This is a genomic window from Leptotrichia sp., assembly GCF_057270615.1.
This window is the reverse complement of sequence record NZ_DBHIXN010000001.1, coordinates 24,830-46,800: the sequence shown is the minus strand read 5'-3', so window position 1 is coordinate 46,800 and position 21,971 is coordinate 24,830. Positions and strand designations below refer to the sequence as shown.

Here is a 21,971-nt window from a genome sequence, read left to right as displayed (position 1 = left end):
TTTGAAGAGGTGAAAAATTATGCCTAAATTAGTTATAAATGATAAATCAGGTAAAAAAAATACTTCAATGAATTTTTTTCTGGATGATGAAGTTATAAAATTTAAAGAAAATAAAAAAGAAATTGAAAATGTAGATTATGGAGAACATACAATTAAAGTACGAACTTTGTATTTTAAAAGTTCTGAACAAAAAATAAATATTGAAAAAGAAGTTACAGAAATTGAAATAAAACAAAATTATAGAGTATATTTACTTTTTGTATGTTTAGTTATAATTTCATTACTTGGAGCTTTCTTGAAAATAAAACTAAAAATAGAAGCTAGTAAAGGTTTTTTATATATGATTTTATTTGTTATAGTGATGAATCTATATTTTGTTTTTGGAAATCCTTTAGTTTTGAAAGTAAAAGAGTAAATAAAAAAATATTGATTTATATAAGGTAGTTTTAAACAAAAACTCGCAATTTTCAGACTATGAATACTCAATTGACCAATTTTTTAGACAAATGAAATGACTCCTGATACAGGAATGAAATCTGACAGAGGGCTTGATATTGATAAAGAAGTTGTTGCTAAGGCTCTTGCTGCCACTATTGATGAAGTATACAAGAGAACAGGTAAAAGATCTATACTTATTAGCCATTCTCAAGGAGGATCTCTAGGTTGGTTAGCACCTATTTATACTAAAAATATAAAAGCAATAGTTGTAATTGAACCTGGTGGACCTGCGGCAGAAAATAGTATAGAATACAAAGAATTATTATCACAAAAAATACCTATAGCATTTTATTTTGGTGATTACATTGAAAATGGAGATCCTAAAATTTTATCAACTCCAATTTGGCAGGAAAGATTGGAAAAATGTAAAAATTTTGTAAAAAAATACAATGATGAAGGTGGAAATTCAGTTTTATTTAAACTTCCAAAAGAAGGTATTTTTGGAAATGATCACTTTATATTTCAAAATTTAAATAATGATATTGTGGCTGATTATGTAGAAAAATGAATTAGAGGACTATAAAAAAATCGAATAAATAGACTTTATAATAAGTAATTTTAAAAGGGAGGGGATTTTGATGGGAATATCAAATAATTACATTAATGAAATAAAGAAAATACTTAAAAATGCTAGACAAAAAGCATATACCGCTGTAAATTCGGCGATGGTGGAAGCATATTGGGAAATTGGAAGAAGAATTGTAGAAGAAGAGCAGAACGGGAAAGAAAGAGCTGAATACGGGAAAGAAATATTAAAAAATTTATCTAAGGAACTTACAGAAGAATTTGGAAAAGGATATAGTTATAGAACATTAAGAGAAATAAGACAATTCTATCTTATGTTTTCAGATTTTGAAAAATGGCGAACAGTGTCCGCCAAATTGACATGGTCTCATTTTCAAAAAGTTTTAAGAGTTTCTGATGAGAAAGCTAGAATATTTTATTTGATGGAAGCAGCAGAAAATATGTGGTCTGTAAGAACATTAGATCGAAATATATCTACACTTTACTATAATCGTATTGTTGCAAGTATTGATAAAAAAACGGTTGAAGATGAAATGAAAGAAAAAATAAAAAGTTTGCAAACTGAAGAATTTATAAAAAATCCAGTAGTTTTGGAGTTTTTAGATTTGCCAACAAATATGTCTTATACTGAAAGTCAATTGGAAAAGGCATTAACAGACGATATTCAAAAGTTTATGATGGAACTTGGAAAAGGTTTTGCATTTGTGGAAAGGCAACAGCATATTCGTACAGAAAATTCAGATTTTTATATTGATTTAGTATTTTATAACTATATTTTGAAATGTTTTGTTATAGTAGAGTTAAAAACAGAAAAATTAACACATCAGGATATTGGACAACTTGATATGTATGTAAGAATGTATGATGACTTAAAAAAACAGGAAAATGATAATCCAACAATAGGACTTCTTCTTTGTACGGAAACAGACAGAACTATTATAAAGTATTCGATTTTGAATGATAATAAAAACCTTTTTGCAAGTAAATATATAAATTATCTGCCTAGTGAAGAGGAATTAATAAATGAAATAGAAAGGCAGAAGACATTGTTTGAAAGTAAAAAGAATAATGAAGTGGAATATTAATTAGAAAATTGATTACGGAGAGAAGGAAATTTAAAAATGAAAACAATAATTTTTTCCCACCCATGGAATGGAAGTTTCAATAAAGCAATTTTAAATAAAGATGGATTTAATCCTGTAATGACTGAAAAAGAACTGAACTTATATTCGCAAGGGAAAAGTACTGATCCTTTAGTTCTGAAATATCAGGAAATATTGAAAAATACAGATGAGCTAATATTGATTTTTCCAATTTGGTGGATGTCGTTACCTGCTATATTAAAAGGATTTTTTGATAAAGTTATGTTGAGAGGCTTTGCATACGAAAATACACAGAATGGAATAAAAGGTTTTTTAACCAATATAAAAACAGCAAAAATGATTACAACTGCTACAGCACCTAAATTTTTTTTAAATATAACAGGTTTCGGAATTACGATGAAAAAAGCAAATTTTGGTGGAGTTGGGATTAAGAAAACGAAATGGATTCATTATAGTTTAAGAGCAAAAGGAAAAGATGAAGATAGGAAGAAATTTCTTGAAAAAGTTAGGAAATTTGTGAGTGAATAGAAATTGGATCGGCATTTATTTTATTTAGAAGGAGAAAAGATGAAGGCAAAAAGTTGGATTATTAAATTTCTAGTGGTTTTTGCGGGACTAATTGTGATATTTTTAATTTATGCTCATTATGAGTACAGGCATATTAAAATTAGGACAATTGAGATAAAGTCAAAAGATATTCCAAAAGAATTTGATGGGAAAAGAGTGCTGTTTGTGGCGGATTTTCAGTATGATACGATGACACGGTTTAATAGAAAGCAGCAGAAAAAGGCAATTGAACTGATTAATGCACAAAAAAAGGATATGATTCTTTTAGGTGGAGATTATGCGACTTGGGAGAAAAATATTCCTAAGTTTTATGAAGATGCTAAAAATATTAAAATTCCTGAACTTGGAGTATATGCGGTTTATGGAAATCATGAGTATCCAGGTGAAAAGGAAACTGCTGAAAATATGAAAAAACTAGGGTTTAATCTGCTTACAAATGAAAATAGAAAAGTAACGATAAATAACGAAAAAATATATATTGCAGGAGTGACTGATTTGTGGCATGGAAAGCCTGATGCGAAAAAAGCTCTTGAAGGTACGAAAAAAGAAGACTTTGTGTTGTTTTTAACTCATAATCCTGAATATTTTGAGAAAATGTCAGAAGCTGAAAAGGAAAAAACTGATATGATTTTAGCAGGACACACCCACGCTGGACAGGTTACTTTTTTTGGAAAAATTATTGTATCGGCAGTGAAGGATAAGAAAAAATATGGCTATGGAATGAAAGAGTATGGCGGGCATAAAATTTATATTACTTCTGGAGTTGGTGGTGCTTTTCTTGAGATGTTTATTCGATTTTTTGCACAGCCTGAGATTGTGATTTTTGAGTTGAAGAGAATTAATTAAAATTTGGAAGTGGTGCGATATGGAAGATAAAGAATTAAAGAAGTTGGCAAAAGATATTTTTGAAAAAATTAAAAAAAAGTATTATGAAATAGCAAAAGAAATGATTGTTGCAAATGCTTCAGTCAGTACTTTAAAGAAAATGGAAATAACAGATAGTAAAATTGAAGGGATTCCATATATTCCAAAAGGGAGTAAAATTCCAACAAATTCAGAAGGGAAACAGTTTATGTTTCTTGCACAGATAAATTGTGAGGATTTGAAGGGACTTGAAGATTTCCCGCAGGAAGGGATTTTGCAGTTTTGGATTTTGGGAGATGACTTAATGGGATTAGATTTTGACAACAGTACAAATCGGAATGGTTTTGATGTAATTTATTATGAAAAAATAGGAGAATATTTTTCTGAAGATGAGTTTAAGAAAATGTATAATCCTTACAAATATGACCCGGCATGGGATTTTTTGATAGCACATCATCCTTGCAAAATGGAATTTTCTTTGGGAAAACAAAAAGAGAATTTAGATTATGATTTTTTAGATATTTTATTTGAAAAAGTATGGGAAGAAGAAAATTTTAAATTTGATGAAAAAGATAAATTATCTGAAGAAGTGGAAGAAATTTATGGATATGAATTTTATGAAGAAAATATTGGTACAAAATGTAATGGATTTCCATTTTTCACACAATCTGAACCAAGAAAAGGCGATGAAATGAATGAATACGATACTTTATTATTTCAAATTAATAGTGGAAAAGAAATAATGATTGGAGATTGTGGAGTGATGAATTTTTTTATTAATCGTGAAAAGTTGAAAAATAGGGACTTTTCAGATGTTTTCTACAATTGGGATTGTTATTGATTTTATTGGGTAGACAGGAAAATAGAAAGTTGGGAAAATGGATATAAAAACTATAAATTATGAATATTTTTTAGATTTATCGGTAAGAATGACGCATCACTCGAATGCTATTGAAGGAAATACATTGACACTAAATGAAACGGCTACAATTATTTTGGATAGTACAATACCTGGAAGCAAGAGTGTACGTGAAGTTTTTGAAGTTTTAAATCATAAGAAAGCAATTGATTATATTATAAGTGAACTTGAAAATGAGAAAAAATTAGATATTTATATGATTAAAAATATAAATAAGGAAATTTTAGACAGGTTAAACGATAATGCGGGAAATTTTAAAAATAGCAGTAATGCAATAATTGGTGCAGATTTTGAAACTTCTACGCCAGGTCAAGCACCAGTTCTTACAAAAAATTGGATTGAAAACTTGAATTATCGGTTGGAATTGTGTAAAACTGATGATGAAAAGTTGCTGGAAATTTTAAATTCACATATAGAATTTGAAAGAATTCATCCTTTTAGCGATGGAAATGGGCGAACAGGAAGGCTGATTATGCTATATTTGTGTTTTCAGGAAAATATAAGTCCGTTTGTGATTGAAAAAAATGATAGAGCATTGTATATGAACTATTTAAGGGAACAAAATGCAGATATTATTTTAGATAAAGTAAAAGAATTGCAAGAATTTGAAAAGAAACGAATGGAACAATTTTAAATAGGTTAATAAATTAAAAAAATATAAATAAAAAATTTGGAGAGAAAATCGGAGGAGAAAAAATGTCAGAAATTAAAAATGAAGCGAAAAAACCAAAAACTTTGTTTGATAAAGTTTGGGAAAAACATGTGATTACGGGAGAACCTGGAGAAGCACAACTTTTGTATATTGATTTGCACTTGATTCATGAAGTTACTTCGCCACAAGCGTTTTCAGGATTGAGAATTGCAGGGAGAAAGGTTAGAAGACCTGATTTGACATTTGGAACAATGGATCACAATACGCCAACAATTATGGCTGACAGAATGAATATTAAAGATAAAGTTTCAAAGGCACAGTTGGATGCATTGTCAGCTAACTGTAAAGAATTTGGAATTGAGTTGGTTGATATGTTTAATGAAAATAATGGAATTGTGCATATGGTTGGACCTGAACAAGGATTGACACAGCCTGGAAAAACTGTAGTTTGTGGAGATAGCCATACTGCGACTCATGGAGCTTTTGGAGCTTTGGCATTTGGAATTGGAACAAGTGAAGTGGAACATGTTTTGGCGACACAGACAATTTGGCAAAAAAAACCCAAAACAATGGGAATTGAAATAACTGGTGAATTGCAAAAAGGTGTTTATGCGAAGGATATAATCTTGCATATTATTAAAACTTACGGAATTGGGCTAGGAAATGGATATGCATTTGAATTTTTTGGAGATACAATTAGAAATATGTCAATGGAAGGAAGAATGACTATTTGTAACATGGCAATTGAAGGAGGAGGAAAATCAGGAATTATCGCACCTGACGAAACTACTTTTGAATATGTAAGAGGAAGAAGATTTGCACCAAAAGGCGAAGAATTTGATAAAAAAGTGGCTGAATGGAAAGAATTGTACACAGATTCTGTAGATGCATTTGACAAATACATAAAAGTTGATGTTTCAAATCTTGAACCACAAGTAACTTGGGGAACAAACCCTGAAATGGGAATTAATGTTACTGAAAAATTTCCGGAAATCAGAGATCACAATGATGAAAAAGCATACGAATACATGGGCTTAAAACCAGGACAAACTCCATTTGACATACCTTTAAAGCACGTATTTATAGGATCTTGTACAAATGGAAGATTGAGCGATTTGGAAATTGTTGCAAAAATTGTAAAAGGAAAGAAAGTTGCACCAAATATTACAGCAGTTGTAGTTCCTGGCTCACAAGTTGTTAAAAAAGCGGCTGAAGAAAATGGAATTGCACAGATATTAAAAGATGCGGGATTTGAATGGAGAGAAGCTGGATGTTCCACTTGTCTTGGGATGAATCCTGACTTGATACCAGCTGGAGAGCATTGTGCCTCAACTTCTAACAGAAACTTTGAAGGACGGCAAGGAAAAGGTGCAAGAACTCATCTGGTAAGTCCTGCGATGGCTGCTGCGGCTGCAATTTATGGGAAATTTGTGGATGTAAGGGAATTGGATGAAGTGAAATAATTTGATGTTAAAGAATTTTAAATAATTTATACAAAATAAAAAGAGATAAATAAAATGAATAAAAATGAAATGATTAAGGAAGTGCAACGACAACTTGGATATGATGAAAACTTTTCTCAGAAGGTTATAAGTATTTTTGAAAGTTGCTCAGAAATAGGGCAAAAAGGAAAAGATCAAGTTGTAAGTCGTTATGTAAAAGAGTTAAATATTGGTGAGACCGAAGCAAACAATATTTTTGATTGTGTCCTTAATTTAATCAAAAAAGGGATAAAAGACAAGTTGAAAAATCCTTTTAAAAAGTAGTTAAAAATAGGATTTTTATACAAAAAAATGAAGGAGAGAAAAATGAAACCATTTACAAAATATGAAGGAACAATCGTTCCAATAATGAATGACAATATTGACACGGATCAATTAATTCCAAAACAATATTTAAAAAGTATCGAAAAAACAGGATTTGGGATACATGTTTTCGATGAGTGGAGATACAACGAAGATGGATCTGACAATATGGATTTTAATTTGAATAAGCCAGAATACAAAAATGGGACAATTTTAATTACTGGAGAAAATTTTGGTTGTGGATCGAGTAGAGAACATGCTGCTTGGGCATTGCAAGATTACGGAATTCATGTAATTGTGGCTGGAGGATATTCAGGAATTTTCTATATGAACTGGTTAAACAATGGGCATCTGCCAATAACTTTGCCAGAGGCAGACAGAATTGAATTATCAAAATTGCCTGGAGATGTGAAGGTTACAGTTGATTTGGAAAACAACAAATTGATTGCGAACGGGAAAGAATATGTTTTTGAGCTGGAAGAAAGCTGGAAACAAAGATTATTGAAAGGGCTTGACTCGATTGGGTTGACTTTGCAGCATGAAGATGAGATTAGGAAGTATGAGGAAAGTCATAAGTAGTCGATAAATATTATGAGAATATTAATTTTGATGGAGAAATAGAAGAATTTTTTATGAATTAAAGAATAAAATGTGTTTGGGAACTGTAAAATAATAGAAAAATTTGAAAGAGAAAATGTGATTTCTGTAAAAGTTGTTAAATTCAATATTTTGAGTTTTCAGGCACATTTTTAAAAAAAATTGATTTTTGAATAAAAAATATAAAATCTAACAAGAAGGAGAATTTAAATTTGAAAAATAAAATTTTAAAAGAGATAAATGTTAATGAAATAATGGAGGAAATTAAAAAAAATCCAGAAGAAAATAGCGAATTCAAAGTTTTGTGGAATGGTAAAAATATTGAAGTAGATTTGAATTTTGAGGATTTTGAAAAAGAAATTGATGAAATTAGGGAAAAGTTGGAGAATTTGAAAATATTGGTTGAAAATTCTAAAGAATGGGATAAAAAGATAAAAGATGCGGCAGGAGAATATATTCTTGAAGATGCTCGGTATTGGTGGGAGCCGTCGGCAGATTATGAAGATGAAGATATGCCTGGTTTAATTGAAGATTTAGCTGAAATAGTTGGAAAAGAAGAAGCTGAAAAAATGGTAAATGATGAAGAATTGTCACTAGAAGTATTTAAAAAATTGATTTATGTAGATTCTATAACATTAAATGAAGATGGCAATTTCGATGTTTCGTTGTTTGATATAGATGAATTAATATTTAGCGGGCATATAATGTTTGTATACGGAAATATAAATGGAGAATTTTCAGGTGGAGATTTTGCAGGATAAATTTTTAATAAAAAAATTGATTTTTATACCATTTAGTAATATAATTACATTGTATAACAAAAGTATTACAAAGGAGTGGTAAAAATGGCTACAGTAACAGCTAGAGTTGATGAAAATGTGAAAAAGGAAGCGGAAACTTTGTTTAAGAAAATGGGGCTTAATATGAGTACAGCGATGAATTTATTTTTAAAGAAGTGTATTTTGGAGCAGGGGATTCCGTTTGAGTTGAAAGTGCCGAATAGAGAAACTAGAAAGGTTTTGGATGAAGTTGAAAAAGGTGTTGGATTAAGCAAAACTTTTGATAGCATAGATGAGTTGACGGAAGATTTAGAAAATAATGAGAAAACACCAAATAAAGAAACTTTAAAGGCAATGCAGGAAACTGAAGATATTTTGAGTGGTAAAATTGAAAGAAAAGGGTATAATAGTGCTGAAGAATTATTTGAGGATTTAGGGGTTTAGTGGATGAAATTGACAATAAAGACGACCAAAAGGTTTGATAAGGACTTGAAAAAACTAAAGAAAAGAAAATATGATTTGAAGTTATTAGCAAAGATTATTAATAAATTATCTGATAGTGAAGTTTTGCCTGAAAAATATAGAGATCATTATCTTACTGGTGATTACAAAGGATTTAGAGAATGTCATATTCAGCCTGACTAGCTCTTAATTTATAAAATTGATAAAAATATCTTGGTTTTGACATTGTCGAGAACAGGGACACATTCTGATTTGTTTTGAGTTGGAGGAATTTTATGAAAAAGTTTATTTTATTTTGGCAGTTATTACTTGTGATAAATTTATTTTCTCAAGATAGGAATATCAAAGAATTTTATGATTCAAAAGGAAAAATCTCTGGATATTCAATGGCAGATTTTGATTTTAAAGGATATTATAAAAAAATTAAAGAATTTGAAGAAAAAATTGAAAATGGCGATGTAAAAGCAATGAATAATTTAGCAAATTTTTATGCTAAAAATGACCAAATTGAAGAAGCTGAAAAGTATTATAAAATGGCAATCCAAAATGGTTCTAAAAAAGCTGAGAAAAATTTGAAGATTTTGGAAAAATTTCCACTTATGAGTGATCCAATGGTTATGGACGATTTAGCTTGGGATATTCCAATGGAAGATGATAAAGGTGAGATAAAAATTTCAATTAGAGGATTTAAAGAAAATGGTAAAGATTTAAATGAGTATGAGCGAAATAGAATGAAAGGCATTGTTAGAAATATTTGGAATAAACTTTATAAAAGTGCAGATTTGGAATTTATTGGGTATAATGATAGTACAGAAAATAAAAAATTATCATTGGAAAGAGCTAAAAGACTTGCAGAATTATTTCGTGAAAGTGGACTGAAAGATGAAATGCGAATTGTAAAAGTTTTGGGAAAAGGGTCAGAAAATCCGGTGGATAGTAATGATACAATAGCAGAAAGATATAATAATAGAAAAGTTGAAATTATTGTAAAAAATGTAGTTAAAAAAAATTTTGATTTAAGCTTGCTTAATGAACTAAAAAATCAATTGGATGATGAGTAATTTTCTTATATTTTAAAAAATTTTTTTAGCCTGATTGGCTCTTAATTTATAAAATTGAAAAAAATATTTTGGTTTTGACATTGTCGAGAATGGGGACACATTCGGATTTGTTTTGAGTTGGAGGAATTTTATGAGAAAAATTATTATTTTTTGTATATTTACAATTGTGAGTATCTCTTTTTCAATGTTAGGAGGACCTTGTAGTATGACAGAGAAAAAATGTGTTTTAAGAGGTTTTAAAGTTGATGGAAAAATAATAAACGAGAATGAAATATCAGAACTCAAAGAAATTGTGAGTGTATTAAATGAATTTGGAGAAAGTGGAACTTTAGATTTTATAGGGCACACTGATTCAACTGGGACAAAGAAATATAATCAAAAATTATCGTTGATAAGAGCTAGAAATGTTGCTAGATTATTTAGAGAGTTTGGTTTAAAAGATACTATTTCAATTGGAGAAATAAGTGGTAAAGGAGAAGAAGATCCAGTTGATTTAAATGAGACAGATCAAGGGAAATATAGTAACAGAAGAGTAGAAATTTTGTTTAATAATTTAAAATGGAAAAATTTTGAATAAAAAACTTAAAAAAGATGATATAAAAAATTTAGAAAGGAAGTAAAAAAATGAACTACAAAATTGCATTATTAAAAGGGGACGGAATTGGTCCAGAAATCGTTGATGAAGCGGTAAAAGTTTTGAATAAAATTGGAGAAAAATTTGGGCATAAATTTGAGTATACTCAAGGATATTTGGGAGGAGAATCTATTGATAAATATGGGATTCCTTATTCTGAAGAAACTGCGAAAATTTGTAAAGAGAGTGACTCGATTTTGTTAGGATCAGTTGGAGGGCCTAAATGGGATAATGTTGAGCCTGATAAAAGACCTGAAAAAGGACTTCTTGCGATAAGAAAAGACTTGGGAGTTTACACAAATTTAAGACCAGCGGTTTTGTTTAAGCAATTGAAAAGTGCTAGTCCATTGAAGGATGAAATAATTGGAGAAGGGCTAGATGTAATGATAGTTAGAGAGCTTACAGGAGGAATTTATTTCGGTCCTAGAGAATATTCTGATGAAAAAGCTGTCGACACATTGCCATATACAAAAGGGGAAATTGAAAGAATCGCAAAAAAAGCGTTTGAAATTGCAAAATTAAGAGGGAAAAAAATTACAAGTGTGGATAAACACAATGTTTTAGATACTTCAAAATTGTGGAGAAAAACAGTAAATGAACTTGCAAAAGATTATCCAGAAGTGGAAGTTTCCCATATGTATGTGGATAATGCTGCAATGCAATTGATTGCAAATCCAAGACAATTTGATGTAATTTTGACAGACAATATGTTTGGAGATATTTTATCAGATGAAGCTTCAATGCTTACAGGTTCTTTAGGAATGCTGCCATCAGCAAGTTTAGGAGACGGAAAAGTTGGACTTTATGAACCAAGCCACGGTTCAGCACCAGACATTGCAGGACAAAATATTGCAAATCCAATCGCAACAATTTTATCAGCGGCAATGATGTTAAGATATGCATTTAACTTGACAAAAGAAGCAGATGCAATTGAAAAAGCAATCGAAGAAGTGTTGGAAGATGGATTTAGAACAGTAGATATTTATACTGATGGAATGAAAAAAGTTGGAACAGCTGAAATGGGAACTGAAATTGCTAATAGAATATAATTTACTTTTTTGAATTTTAGAATTATACTCAAATTTATTTTAAATTAAACTGCTAAAAATTATATGAATTTAGGAGTTGACTAAAATAGCATAGTTTTTGAGTTCGGTTTTAAAGCAGTTTTGCTATAGAATTGTTGATAATGATATAAATTTTGAATTTAATATTAGTAAAGTAAAACAAAGAGTCTTGATTTTTTGTGTAATTAAAAGATTTCAATTACTAAATAAGAGTTATTAAGGAAAAGTAAAAAAAGGAGGGGTTAGCATGAAAAAAAGTATGCCAATCGGAATTTCAGATTTTAAAAAAATCATCAAAGAAAATTATTATTATTTTGATAAAACAAATTTAATTGAAAAAATTTTAACAGATAATTCAGAAGTCAAATTATTCACTCGTCCAAGAAGATTTGGCAAAACATTAAATATGTCGATGTTAAAATATTTTTTTGATATTAAAGAAAAAGATGAAAATCGAGAATTATTCAAAAATTTGAAAATTTCTAAAAGTAAATTTTTTGAAAAGCAAGGATCAGCTCCTGTTATTTCAATTTCTTTTAGAAATTATTCTGAAAAGAATTGGGAAAATGGGTTTAAAACGATAAAAACAACGATTGCTGATATTTATGCTGAATTTAAATTTTTAATGGATAAGTTAGATAAAAGAGAGTTAAAAAAATTTGAGAATATTTGGTTGGAAACAGATGAAGGAGATTGGAAAAATTCTTTATTGATGCTGACTAAGTATTTGTATGAATATTATGGGCAGAAAGTAATAGTTTTAATAGATGAATACGATCATCCAATAATTGATTCTTATGTTAAAGGTTATTATGATGATGCAATAGATTTTTTTAAAAGTTTTTATGGTACGGTTTTGAAGGATAATAATTACTTGGAAATGGGAATTATGACAGGAATTTTGCGTGTTGCAAAAGAAAATATTTTTTCAGGATTGAATAATTTAGAAGTTCATACGATTTTAGATAATGAATTTACAGAATATTTTGGAATTACAGAAGAGGAAGTTAATCAAGCTGTAAAAGATTTTGATTTGGAATATGAGTTAGAAGATGTTCAAAAATGGTACAACGGATATTTATTTGGCGATAGAAAAGTTTATAATCCATGGTCTATCGTAAATTTCTTAAAGCGAAAAAAATTAAAGCCATATTGGGTAAATACTAGTGGGAATGAACTTATAAAATTATATTTGAAAAAATTAAAAAATGAAATTTTTGATGATTTTTCACGGCTTTTAAATAAAAATAGTATTTCTAAAAGAATAAATGATAATATGATTTTTGAAAATTTAGAAGCAAATTTTAGTAAAAATATATGGAATTTATTTTTTCATAGTGGATATTTAACTTTAGCTGAGGAGTACGACGAAAATAGAAATAATGTAAGTTTAAAAATTCCAAACGAAGAAATTTTGAGAATGTTTTCTGAAATGTTTATTGATTTGTATTTTGAAAATTATGATGTATTTTTAGAAGTGACGGAAGCATTAAAAAAAGGAGATGCTGAAAAATTTAAAAGAGAATTAAATAAGATTTTATTGGAAAATGTTGGAATATTTGATGTAGGTGGAATTTACAAGGAACAATTTTATCACGGATTTATGTTGGGATTAGTTATAATGCTAAAAAATGAATATGAAATTTCTTCCAATAATTTTGCTGGAAAAGGCAGATATGACTTGCTTTTGAAGCCAAAAAATATTGAAAAAATAAAAGAAGGAATTATTTTAGAATTGAAAATTGTAAATTCTTCTCAAAAATTGAGTGAAAATGAAATTCAAAAAGAGTTAGAAAAAGAATGTGATATTGCATTAAAACAAATTGAGGAAAAGAAATATTCTTCAGTACTAAAAAATGCTGGAATTGATAATATTTTGAAAATTGGATTGGCATTTTTTGGGAAAGAAGTGGAAGTTAAATTTGAAAGGAGAAAATAATTTTTTTTAATAATGGAAAAAAGAAAGGAGGTTTTTTATGGAAGAAATTTTACATTACGAAAACATAACTTTTAGACGAGAAGGAAGAGAAATTTTAAAAGGTGTTGACTGGCACATAAATAAAGGAGAAAACTGGGCTTTGTTAGGATTAAATGGTTCTGGGAAATCTACCCTTTTGGGAATGATTCCAGCCTACACTTTCCCAACTTCAGGAGAAGTGCGGGTTTTCGGGCATAAATTTGGAAATTATGCTTGGACAAAAATTCGAGATAGAGTTGGTTTTGTAAGTTCTACTTTGAATAATTTTTTGAGTACATTAAATTCTCAAAAATTGAAAGATATTGTGATTTCTGGGAAATTTAATTCGATTGGAATTTATCAGGAAGTGACGGATGAAGATAGGAAAAAAGCTGAAAAAATAATTGAAGATTTTGGGATAACTTACATTAAGGATAAATATTTTGCAACATTGTCACAAGGTGAGCAAAGACGGACATTACTTGCACGGGCATTTATGAATGAGCCAGATTTATTGATTTTAGACGAACCTTGTTCAGGATTGGATGTAAAATCTCGAGAATATTTATTGTCTGTTTTGGAAAAAAATTCTAAAAATGAAAATGCGATTCCATTTATTTATGTGACACATCAAATCGAGGAAGTGATTCCAGCGATAACTCATGTAATGCTTTTAAAAGATGGAAAAGTTTTTGCAAAAGGTAGAAAAAAAGACATTTTGACAGATGAAGTTTTATCGGAAATGTTTGAGATGCCAGTAAAAGTTGTTTGGGAAAATGATAGACCTTGGTTGATTGTGAAGTAAATTCAGTAATCACTTAGAAGGAGTTGATTTATTTAGATGGATAAAAGCAGAAAATTTATGGCAGTAATTTTAGCATTACTCGCAGCTATTTTTTATGCAATAAATACACCATTTTCTAAAATACTTTTGAATAAGATTTCGCCTACATTTATGGCATCTTTTCTATATCTGGGAGCAGGAATTGGTGTAGGTATTATGTACTTATTTCATAGAAAAGATGAGGAAAAGCATGAAAAATTAACTAAGTCAGATCTTCCATATACTATTGGAATGATTGTTCTTGATATTGCGGCACCTATATTCCTGATGATTGGTATAAATATTGGTTCAGCTTCAAATGCTTCATTGCTTGGTAATTTTGAAATTGTAGCAACAACCCTTATTGCTCTTCTAGTATTTAAGGAAAAAGTAACATCAAAGTTATGGATTGCTATTGGTTTTATTACAATATCAAGTATAGTTCTTTCATTTGAAGGAGCTGAAAGTTTCAAATTTTCTTTAGGTTCATTATTTGTAATATTAGCAACTTGTTGTTGGGGACTTGAAAATAATTGTACTAGAAAACTTTCAGATAAAAGTACTTATGAGATTGTTACTTTAAAAGGATTTTTTTCTGGTGGTGGTTCGTTTATAGTTGCTCTTATTTTAGGAGAAAGTATTCCTGAAATTAGATATATATCAATTGCTTTGTTACTTGGATTTGTAGCATATGGACTCAGTATTTTTATGTATATCAGAGCACAAAGGGATTTAGGTGCTGCAAAAACTAGTGCATATTATGCTGTAGCTCCATTTGTAGGTACTTTCTTAGCGTTTGTAGTAAATGGAGAAAAACTTACTTTGGTGTACTTCGTTGGACTTGTTTTTATGCTAATTGGAAGTGCATTTGTTGTGTATGATACAGTGGTTAAATATCATAGTCATAGCCATTCACACATAATAGTTCATACACATGATGGGACAACACATACGCATGTTATTACTCATGAGCATGGTCATAGTCATTTTATATCAAAAGAAAGACACGAGCATAATCATGAAGACTACATGAATAGTGAAGAACATAAATTGTTACATAAAAAGGATAAAAAAATTAAAAATATATAAAATATATTAATACCTAAAAAAAAATATTTGCAAATATTTTTAAAAAGTGTATAATATATACATACAAAATTTAGGAGGATTATAAAAATGGCAGGAAACATTTTAGGAACAACAGTTTATTATGACGCTGATTGCGATTTAAGTAAATTGGAAGGTAAAAAAATTACAGTTTTAGGGTATGGATCTCAAGGACATGCTCATTCATTAAACTTAAAAGAAGGTGGATTTGATGTAACTGTTGGACTTAGAAAAGGTTCTAAATCTTGGGATGCAGCTACAGAAGCTGGATTTACAGTAAAAGAAACAGCAGACGCTGTAAAAGGTGCAGATATAGTTATGATCTTAATTCCAGATGAATTACAAGCAGAAGTTTATGCAAAAGATATCGCACCAAACTTAAAAGAAGGAGCATATATTGCATTTGGACACGGATTTAACATTCACTTCAAAAAAATCGTTCCAAGAGACGATATAAGTGTATTTATGGTTGCACCTAAAGGGCCTGGACACTTAGTAAGAAGAACTTTCCAAGAAGGAAGTGGAGTACCTTGTTTAGTAGCAGTGGAAAAAGATCCAGCAGGAGATGCTATGGAAGTTGCTAAAGCTTGGGCATCAGCAATTGGTGGAGGAAGAAGCGGAATTCTTGAAACTACATTTAGACAAGAAACAGAAACTGACTTATTTGGAGAACAAGTAGTATTATGTGGTGGAGTTGTAGAACTTATGAAAGTTGGATTTGAAGTATTGACTGAAGCTGGATATGACCCAGTAAATGCTTACTTTGAATGTATTCATGAAATGAAACTTATCGTAGACTTAATTTACGAAGGTGGATTTGCAACAATGAGAAATTCAATTTCAAATACAGCAGAATACGGAGACTACTTAACTGGTCCAAAAATTATTACACCTGAAACTAAAGAAGCTATGAGAGGCATTTTAAAAGATATTCAATCAGGAAAATTTGCTAACGACTTCTTAACTGATTACAAAGCAGGACAACCATTCTTAAAAGAAAAAAGAAAAGAATTTGCTAATCACGGCGTAGAAAAAGTTGGAGCAGAATTAAGAAAACTTATGCCTTGGATTAAAAAATAATTAATTTAAAATAAAATTAATTTAAGAGATAATAAAAATAAAGCACTCTAAAATTAGGGTGTTTTATTTTTTATTATTTTGTATTGTTTGCTAATACTAATGCTAAACCCTATTTAAATAACGAATAAATTATAAATCTTTTTGGCAGATTAAACCTAATGTTTGCCTTCAAATAATCAAAATAGATATTCGCTTTTTAAAGTGGGAATAGTGTAATTATCCCTTGAGCATGAAAATTGTAATAAAGCTATTATTTTAAAAGGAATAGTATAAAAAATAACAAAAAAATAAGCCCCAAATTTATTGAGGGCTTAATAGATTTTTATTTAACTAACATTACAGTAGGTACACTAGGAACTCTGTAACCTTCCTTATGTCCTGGTGTAGAATTTCCTAACCAGTCATAGATAAATTTAATTTGATCATCATAATGTCTTATGCATTTGTGTGATTCTGGATAAGTTCCAATTTTTTTAGCTGTTGCAGCTTTTCTTTGTTCTCTTGTATTTTTTGGTTCAAATAATGATGGAATACTATGCATATAACCTCCACCACTAAATCTTACTGCATTTTTTGCATCTCCAACGACAGTTTTATTGTCTGAACCTGTATATTGCATTACAGGTTTAGAATATGCGATTAAAAATGTTCCATAAGGAGTGGCAAATGAATTTCCACTGTCTTTTCCAGTTGTTACAAAAGAAGAAGTTACAACATTCCAGTCATTTCCAGTTTTTTCAATGACCATTTCATTTTGATTAGCTCTGTCAACGTAGATAAATCTAGTTATTTCTCCTGTAATTCCAGCATCTTTTAAATATTTACCTGTAGAAGGTTTTAAATAGTAGACACCGTTATCATAAGCATCTATTCTAACTTTGATGTATTTGTCATTTTGTTCATCAACAACCATAATAGTTCTGTCTGGGATATTTATATAATCTTTAAAAGTTTTATCTAAATATCCAAATTCACTTTGGTTAGCACGATTTCCAAATTTATCACGCTTTCCATTTTCGCTGCCACCAAGAGGAGTGTAGTCATCTAAAACATATAATTTTTTATTTGCTGAAATTGCTTCAGCTATAAATTTATTTGTTTTATCAACTTTTGCCATCATATCATTCCAGTCAAATTCTCTTTTTTCAACAGCAGATTTTGGAATATATCCAAGCTGATTGTCGAAAAATACTTCATACCATTCATCTGATTTACTTCCTACAATACCTGTAGTCTTATATTTTTGAGAATATGATGCAGATTTTATTGTTTTAGAACTTGAATTTGGTTCTTTTTTTATGTTTGTTGCAGTTTTTATAAAAACAAATTCGTCCATATCTCTTGGAGAGTGTTTATCATACTGAAAATTAAAAGTAAGATTTTTAGGTCTTGGAGTCGAAAATTCTTTTATATAGGAATGAGAACCCTTTAGAGAATTTGAGTTTATATTTTTAGGTGTTTCTGTTTTTTCATTTTCCTTTGGTTTATCTTCTTTTTTATTGATTATAGAATTTTGAGCTTTTTCCATATTAGTTATATTTTTAGATTCTTCATTATTTTTTGTAGTTTTATCATTTTTTTGAGAATCATTGTTTAAAATAGTTTTTTTATTTTCTTCAGTAACTTTAGGTTCATTTGTTACTGATGGTTTTATTGCTTGTTGGCTTTTATCTTGAATTTGTGTATTTTGTTTTGGTTTAGCTACAACACCTGATTTTTTAGGATAATCGGCTATAAATCCTTTTATAAAAGTATCAAATTTTGCTTCAAATTCAGACTTACTTATTGTTTTTTCTATACTTTTTCCTTTTACAAATTTAGCTTTTTCACCAAATATGTATGGAGTAAATTTTAAATGAACAAGATTTCCTTCTACTGCATAATCTACATCAATTTTATCTTTTATTCCATCTCCATCTAAATCAGGTTCTAAAGAAATTTGTTTCCATTCTATTTTTTTTGATTCAGATTTTTTTATTTCTACTTTTTTTACTTCTTTTGCCTTTGGTGCTGAAAAAGTATTAATTGACATTACAGAAAGAGCCACTAATGCTATTACTAAAAATTTTATTTTTGTTAAATTTATTTTTCTTGTCATAAATCTATTTCTCCTTTTTATTTTTAAGATTTATTTTATAAAACTACTGCTATTACAGGTTCTTCAGGAATTGTATTATCCCTATCCTTAATTTTGCTGCCTGCATTTATCCATTTAACGATAAATTCAATCTGGTCATCAAAATGTCGGACACATTTATGTGAATCTTTATAAGTTCCTATTTTTTGAGCAGTTCCCGTATTCAATGTAGAACCTTTGAAGTCGAAGTTTACAGGAATACCATGCATATAACCTCCACCACTAAATCTTACTGCATATTTTGCACTTCCTGCAACAGCTAAATCAGATCTTCCTGGAATTGTTTTATCACCTGGTCTTGCATGTCTTGTAAAAGTCATATAAGGTCTTGTGAAAGCTATTAAAAATGCTCCGTGCGGTGTTTCATAAGAACCGTTCCCATCTCTTCCAGTTGTTACATAAGAATACGTTACAACTTCGTATTTTTGTGTTTCAGGAATTCTTTGGAAAAGAACTTCAGTTTGACTGCTTGGATCAATTGCAACAAATTTATTAACTTCTTTTTTTATGTTTTCTATCTTTTGATAAGTTCCTTCTGATTTTTCAATAAAATAAGGTCCTCCATAAAATGGTGTTTCAATTTTTAACATATTATTTTCTTCACCAATTATTCTAAAAACAGTCTGATCAGGAATATTGATTATTTCTCCTTTTTTGTTGGAATTTGTATAACCTATAATACTTTGATTATTTTTATTTCCAAATTTATCTTTTTCACTTGGCTTATCACGTGATAATGGTGCATATTCTGTAACAATATATAATTGTTGGTTAGCTTTTATTGCTTTAACAATAAAGTCATTTACAATTTCTATTTTATTAATCATTTTATCCCAATAAAATCCTCTTCTAGAAACATTGTTGTCTCCGCCTGCAATAAATCCTTTAACAGTTTTGGGATTTTCTGCAATAACTTTACCATTTTTATTTTTATTAACTTTTTTGCTTACATTAGTAGTGATTCTTTTTGTAAATTCAGTAAAGTACCACTTTGCTTTAGAATTTGAAGCATCTGAAACCATATCAAATAAAATTTCAGGTTTTTCGCTAAATCCTAAGTTAGCTATTGCATGTCCATTTGGAGCATCTAGCATACTTAATGATCTTTTTATAAATAAAAAGTTATTTGTATTTTCAGGAGAGTGATTATTAAATTTTACTTTATCAAAAACAATATCGTCTGTTTTATTATCTCCATAAATTGTAATATATCTAGTTTCGTTTGGCTGAATATTTTTAGAATATTCAGGATAGTATTTTTTGACTTTATCAAACATTTTTTGCATTGCTTGAAGTTCCATTATATCAAATTTTTTATCAAAAGCTATTTGATACGTTAAAAGATCTTTTCCATTTTGATTTGTATAAATTGAAATAACGGGATCAATTAAATTATCAACTAGATTATAAGTCACAACGACTTTTTCATTTATTCCATCATTATTAAAGTCATAATCGAATACATCTTTTTCATGACCTTTTACTGCGATGTTTTCAGAATATTCCTTAGGCAAGTTTAATGGCTCTGCATTTACATTAAATCCTATGACTGTATTAATTAAGGCTAACATTCCAATTTCTATTTTTTTTCTTTTTATTTTTTCTTTTCCGGAATTAATAATTTTTTTTATCACAATTTCCCCTCCAATATTTACTTTCTTCAAAAAATTTATACTCATTATTAAAAAAGTTGCTTACTTTTTTCATTTTTTATATTTCCATCCTTTTTTCAAAATTTTTGTTTTAATAAAGTGCTAAAAGACTCGTATTTTTAAAGTTCTAAAATTTTGTTATGAGTAATTTACTTTTCTCGTATATTATATCATAATTTCTATAAAAAAGTAATATATAAAATTAATTTAATTTTATAATAAAATCATTTTTAGAATAGCTTTAAAAATAATGTTTTATTTATTTAGTGATAAAAAATATTATTTATTTGCTGAGTTAAGGATTTACAATAAATTGATTCATTGTTTGAATAGTAATTTTATTGTAAATCTTTACTTTATAAGAAAAATTGATTTTTTATTTTTTTAAATAACAAATGAAGTTTTGATTTTATGGAATTTTATATCAAAAAAAAATATCTTATTGAGAAATTTATTTACAAAGTCTAGGATATTCTTCCTTAATCGCATTATAAATTCTCTCTAAAACAGCCTCAATATATTTCGTAGGTGTTGCCAAATTAATTCTCTCGAATCCAGAACCAGCTTTTCCAAAAATATATCCCTCATTAAAAAATGCATTTGCCTTTTTCGTCATAAATGCCTTTAACTCTTCATCTTTCAATCCTAAATCTCTAAAATCAAGCCATTGTAAATAAGTTCCTTCAATTAACGGAGCTTTAAATCCAATAAACTTTTCTTCAAAAAATTGTTTTACTAATTTTTGATTTTTATCCACTAATTTCAAAAACTGATCAAACCATTCTTCTGCTTCATTATACGCCAACTCACAAGCCTTAAATCCAAGTGCCGCAAACACATGTGAACCATCTTTCGTCATCTGAGCCTCAAACTGTTTTCTCAATTTCTTATTTTTAATAATAATATTCGACACTCCAATTCCAGCCAAATTAAAACTTTTAGTAGGCGCAGTACAAGTAACTGTTATCTCTGCCAATTCATCCGATAAAGTCTGCAAAACAGTATGCTTAAATCCAGGCATCAAAATATCACAATGAATCTCATCAGAAATAATTATTAAATTATTCTCCAATGCAATCTTTCCTATCTTTTCAAGTTCTTCCCTTTTCCAAACTCTTCCAACTGGATTATGCGGACTACACAAAATCAACATTTTATTATTCTCATCTTTTGCAAATTCTTCAAACTTCTCAAAATCAATCTCATAATATCCGTCAGTTTCAATCAATCCGCAATCGACAATTTTTCTATTAGAAGATTTAATCGCATTATAAAAAGGATAATACACTGGTGTAAAAATAATCACGCCCTCACCCTCTTGTAAATAAACCTTCACACTCGTATAAAGTGCCGCAACTACACCACTCGTGCAAACAATCCAATCTTTTTCCACTTCAAAATTATGTCTTCTCTTCATCCACGAAATAACCGCTTCATAATATTTGTCAGTCGCTCCAGTATAACCTAAAATCGCCTCATCAATATATTTTTTCAATCCTTCTCTTATTTCAGGAGCAATCTTTAACTCCATATCCGCCACAGAAAACGGAACAATATCATCTGATAAATTAGGCACTTCTCTGTACATTGCTTCCCATTTAAATGAACCTTGTCCTTTTCTGCTTAAAAGTGTTTCAAAATCGTAATTTTCTGACATTTTTTATTTTTCCTTTTAAAAAAAT

General features: G+C 29.0%; 23 protein-coding genes and 1 pseudogene. 21 read left to right on the top strand and 3 right to left on the bottom strand.

Annotated features, from left to right (window positions below):
- The first annotated feature begins 19 nt into the window (after window positions 1-19).
- The 21 genes and pseudogenes from ACO409_RS00260 to ilvC all read left to right on the top strand — a co-directional run bounded on the left by ACO409_RS00260 (window position 20) and on the right by ilvC (window position 16,500).
- Entirely contained in the window at window positions 20-415 is a 396-nt protein-coding gene (locus tag ACO409_RS00260; protein WP_485553837.1) for a hypothetical protein, read from the top strand.
- A gap of 96 nt (window positions 416-511) precedes the next feature.
- Complete coding sequence (locus tag ACO409_RS00255; RefSeq protein WP_485553836.1) at window positions 512-1,006, top strand: alpha/beta hydrolase family protein; 495 nt, start codon at window positions 512-514, stop codon at window positions 1,004-1,006.
- A gap of 70 nt (window positions 1,007-1,076) precedes the next feature.
- Window positions 1,077-2,108, top strand: coding sequence for a PDDEXK nuclease domain-containing protein (locus ACO409_RS00250; RefSeq protein ID WP_485553835.1), 1,032 nt, complete (start codon window positions 1,077-1,079; stop codon window positions 2,106-2,108).
- 36 nt (window positions 2,109-2,144) lie between these two features.
- Window positions 2,145-2,654: an NAD(P)H-dependent oxidoreductase gene (locus ACO409_RS00245; RefSeq protein ID WP_485553834.1), complete on the top strand. Its 510-nt coding sequence runs from the start codon at window positions 2,145-2,147 to the stop codon at window positions 2,652-2,654.
- Window positions 2,655-2,693: 39 nt separating this feature from the next.
- A complete protein-coding gene (locus tag ACO409_RS00240; protein ID WP_485553833.1) occupies window positions 2,694-3,539 on the top strand; it encodes a metallophosphoesterase in 846 nt (281 codons plus the stop codon).
- Between the two features lie 19 nt (window positions 3,540-3,558).
- The gene (locus ACO409_RS00235) at window positions 3,559-4,398 is read left to right on the top strand and encodes a YwqG family protein (RefSeq protein WP_485553832.1); all 840 of its coding nucleotides are present in this window, start codon (window positions 3,559-3,561) and stop codon (window positions 4,396-4,398) included.
- A 37-nt stretch (window positions 4,399-4,435) separates the two neighbouring features.
- The gene (locus ACO409_RS00230; protein ID WP_485553831.1) at window positions 4,436-5,110 is read left to right on the top strand and encodes a Fic family protein; all 675 of its coding nucleotides are present in this window, start codon (window positions 4,436-4,438) and stop codon (window positions 5,108-5,110) included.
- A gap of 62 nt (window positions 5,111-5,172) precedes the next feature.
- The gene (gene leuC, locus ACO409_RS00225) at window positions 5,173-6,591 is read left to right on the top strand and encodes a 3-isopropylmalate dehydratase large subunit (protein WP_314083056.1); all 1,419 of its coding nucleotides are present in this window, start codon (window positions 5,173-5,175) and stop codon (window positions 6,589-6,591) included.
- Between the two features lie 54 nt (window positions 6,592-6,645).
- Window positions 6,646-6,894, top strand: coding sequence for a hypothetical protein (locus tag ACO409_RS00220; RefSeq protein ID WP_485553830.1), 249 nt, complete (start codon window positions 6,646-6,648; stop codon window positions 6,892-6,894).
- Window positions 6,895-6,936: 42 nt separating this feature from the next.
- Window positions 6,937-7,512: a 3-isopropylmalate dehydratase small subunit gene (leuD, locus tag ACO409_RS00215; protein ID WP_485553829.1), complete on the top strand. Its 576-nt coding sequence runs from the start codon at window positions 6,937-6,939 to the stop codon at window positions 7,510-7,512.
- A gap of 230 nt (window positions 7,513-7,742) precedes the next feature.
- A complete protein-coding gene (locus ACO409_RS00210) occupies window positions 7,743-8,291 on the top strand; it encodes a DUF2262 domain-containing protein (protein ID WP_485553828.1) in 549 nt (182 codons plus the stop codon).
- 84 nt (window positions 8,292-8,375) lie between these two features.
- Window positions 8,376-8,753, top strand: coding sequence for a type II toxin-antitoxin system RelB/DinJ family antitoxin (locus ACO409_RS00205; protein ID WP_485553827.1), 378 nt, complete (start codon window positions 8,376-8,378; stop codon window positions 8,751-8,753).
- Between the two features lie 3 nt (window positions 8,754-8,756).
- The gene (locus ACO409_RS00200; protein WP_485553826.1) at window positions 8,757-8,954 is read left to right on the top strand and encodes a type II toxin-antitoxin system mRNA interferase toxin, RelE/StbE family; all 198 of its coding nucleotides are present in this window, start codon (window positions 8,757-8,759) and stop codon (window positions 8,952-8,954) included.
- 92 nt (window positions 8,955-9,046) lie between these two features.
- Entirely contained in the window at window positions 9,047-9,832 is a 786-nt protein-coding gene (locus tag ACO409_RS00195; protein ID WP_485553825.1) for an OmpA family protein, read from the top strand.
- Window positions 9,833-9,861: 29 nt separating this feature from the next.
- Window positions 9,862-9,948: pseudogene (locus ACO409_RS00190) on the top strand (type II toxin-antitoxin system mRNA interferase toxin, RelE/StbE family); the annotation flags it as partial.
- An 89-nt stretch (window positions 9,949-10,037) separates the two neighbouring features.
- On the top strand, window positions 10,038-10,409 hold the full coding sequence (locus tag ACO409_RS00185; protein ID WP_485553824.1) for an OmpA family protein: 372 nt from the start codon (window positions 10,038-10,040) through the stop codon (window positions 10,407-10,409).
- Between the two features lie 47 nt (window positions 10,410-10,456).
- On the top strand, window positions 10,457-11,515 hold the full coding sequence (leuB, locus tag ACO409_RS00180; RefSeq protein WP_211618793.1) for a 3-isopropylmalate dehydrogenase: 1,059 nt from the start codon (window positions 10,457-10,459) through the stop codon (window positions 11,513-11,515).
- A 265-nt stretch (window positions 11,516-11,780) separates the two neighbouring features.
- Window positions 11,781-13,472 carry an AAA family ATPase gene (locus ACO409_RS00175; protein ID WP_485553823.1) on the top strand — a complete coding sequence of 564 codons (1,692 nt, stop codon included), beginning with the start codon at window positions 11,781-11,783 and terminating at the stop codon, window positions 13,470-13,472.
- A gap of 37 nt (window positions 13,473-13,509) precedes the next feature.
- On the top strand, window positions 13,510-14,295 hold the full coding sequence (locus ACO409_RS00170) for an ABC transporter ATP-binding protein (RefSeq protein ID WP_291816922.1): 786 nt from the start codon (window positions 13,510-13,512) through the stop codon (window positions 14,293-14,295).
- 36 nt (window positions 14,296-14,331) lie between these two features.
- Entirely contained in the window at window positions 14,332-15,402 is a 1,071-nt protein-coding gene (locus tag ACO409_RS00165) for a DMT family transporter (protein ID WP_410000154.1), read from the top strand.
- Window positions 15,403-15,489: 87 nt separating this feature from the next.
- Complete coding sequence (gene ilvC / locus ACO409_RS00160; RefSeq protein WP_485553822.1) at window positions 15,490-16,500, top strand: ketol-acid reductoisomerase; 1,011 nt, start codon at window positions 15,490-15,492, stop codon at window positions 16,498-16,500.
- 322 nt (window positions 16,501-16,822) lie between these two features.
- Here ilvC and ACO409_RS00155 read toward each other — a convergent pair whose 3' ends face one another.
- The 3 genes from ACO409_RS00155 to ACO409_RS00145 all read right to left on the bottom strand — a co-directional run bounded on the left by ACO409_RS00155 (window position 16,823) and on the right by ACO409_RS00145 (window position 21,946).
- Window positions 16,823-18,598 (bottom strand): L,D-transpeptidase family protein, encoded by a 1,776-nt coding sequence (locus ACO409_RS00155; protein ID WP_485553821.1) that lies wholly within the window; start codon window positions 18,596-18,598, stop codon window positions 16,823-16,825.
- 35 nt (window positions 18,599-18,633) lie between these two features.
- On the bottom strand, window positions 18,634-20,271 hold the full coding sequence (locus ACO409_RS00150; RefSeq protein ID WP_485553820.1) for a L,D-transpeptidase: 1,638 nt from the start codon (window positions 20,269-20,271) through the stop codon (window positions 18,634-18,636).
- A gap of 469 nt (window positions 20,272-20,740) precedes the next feature.
- Complete coding sequence (locus ACO409_RS00145) at window positions 20,741-21,946, bottom strand: MalY/PatB family protein (RefSeq protein ID WP_485553819.1); 1,206 nt, start codon at window positions 21,944-21,946, stop codon at window positions 20,741-20,743.
- Window positions 21,947-21,971 lie beyond the last annotated feature (25 nt).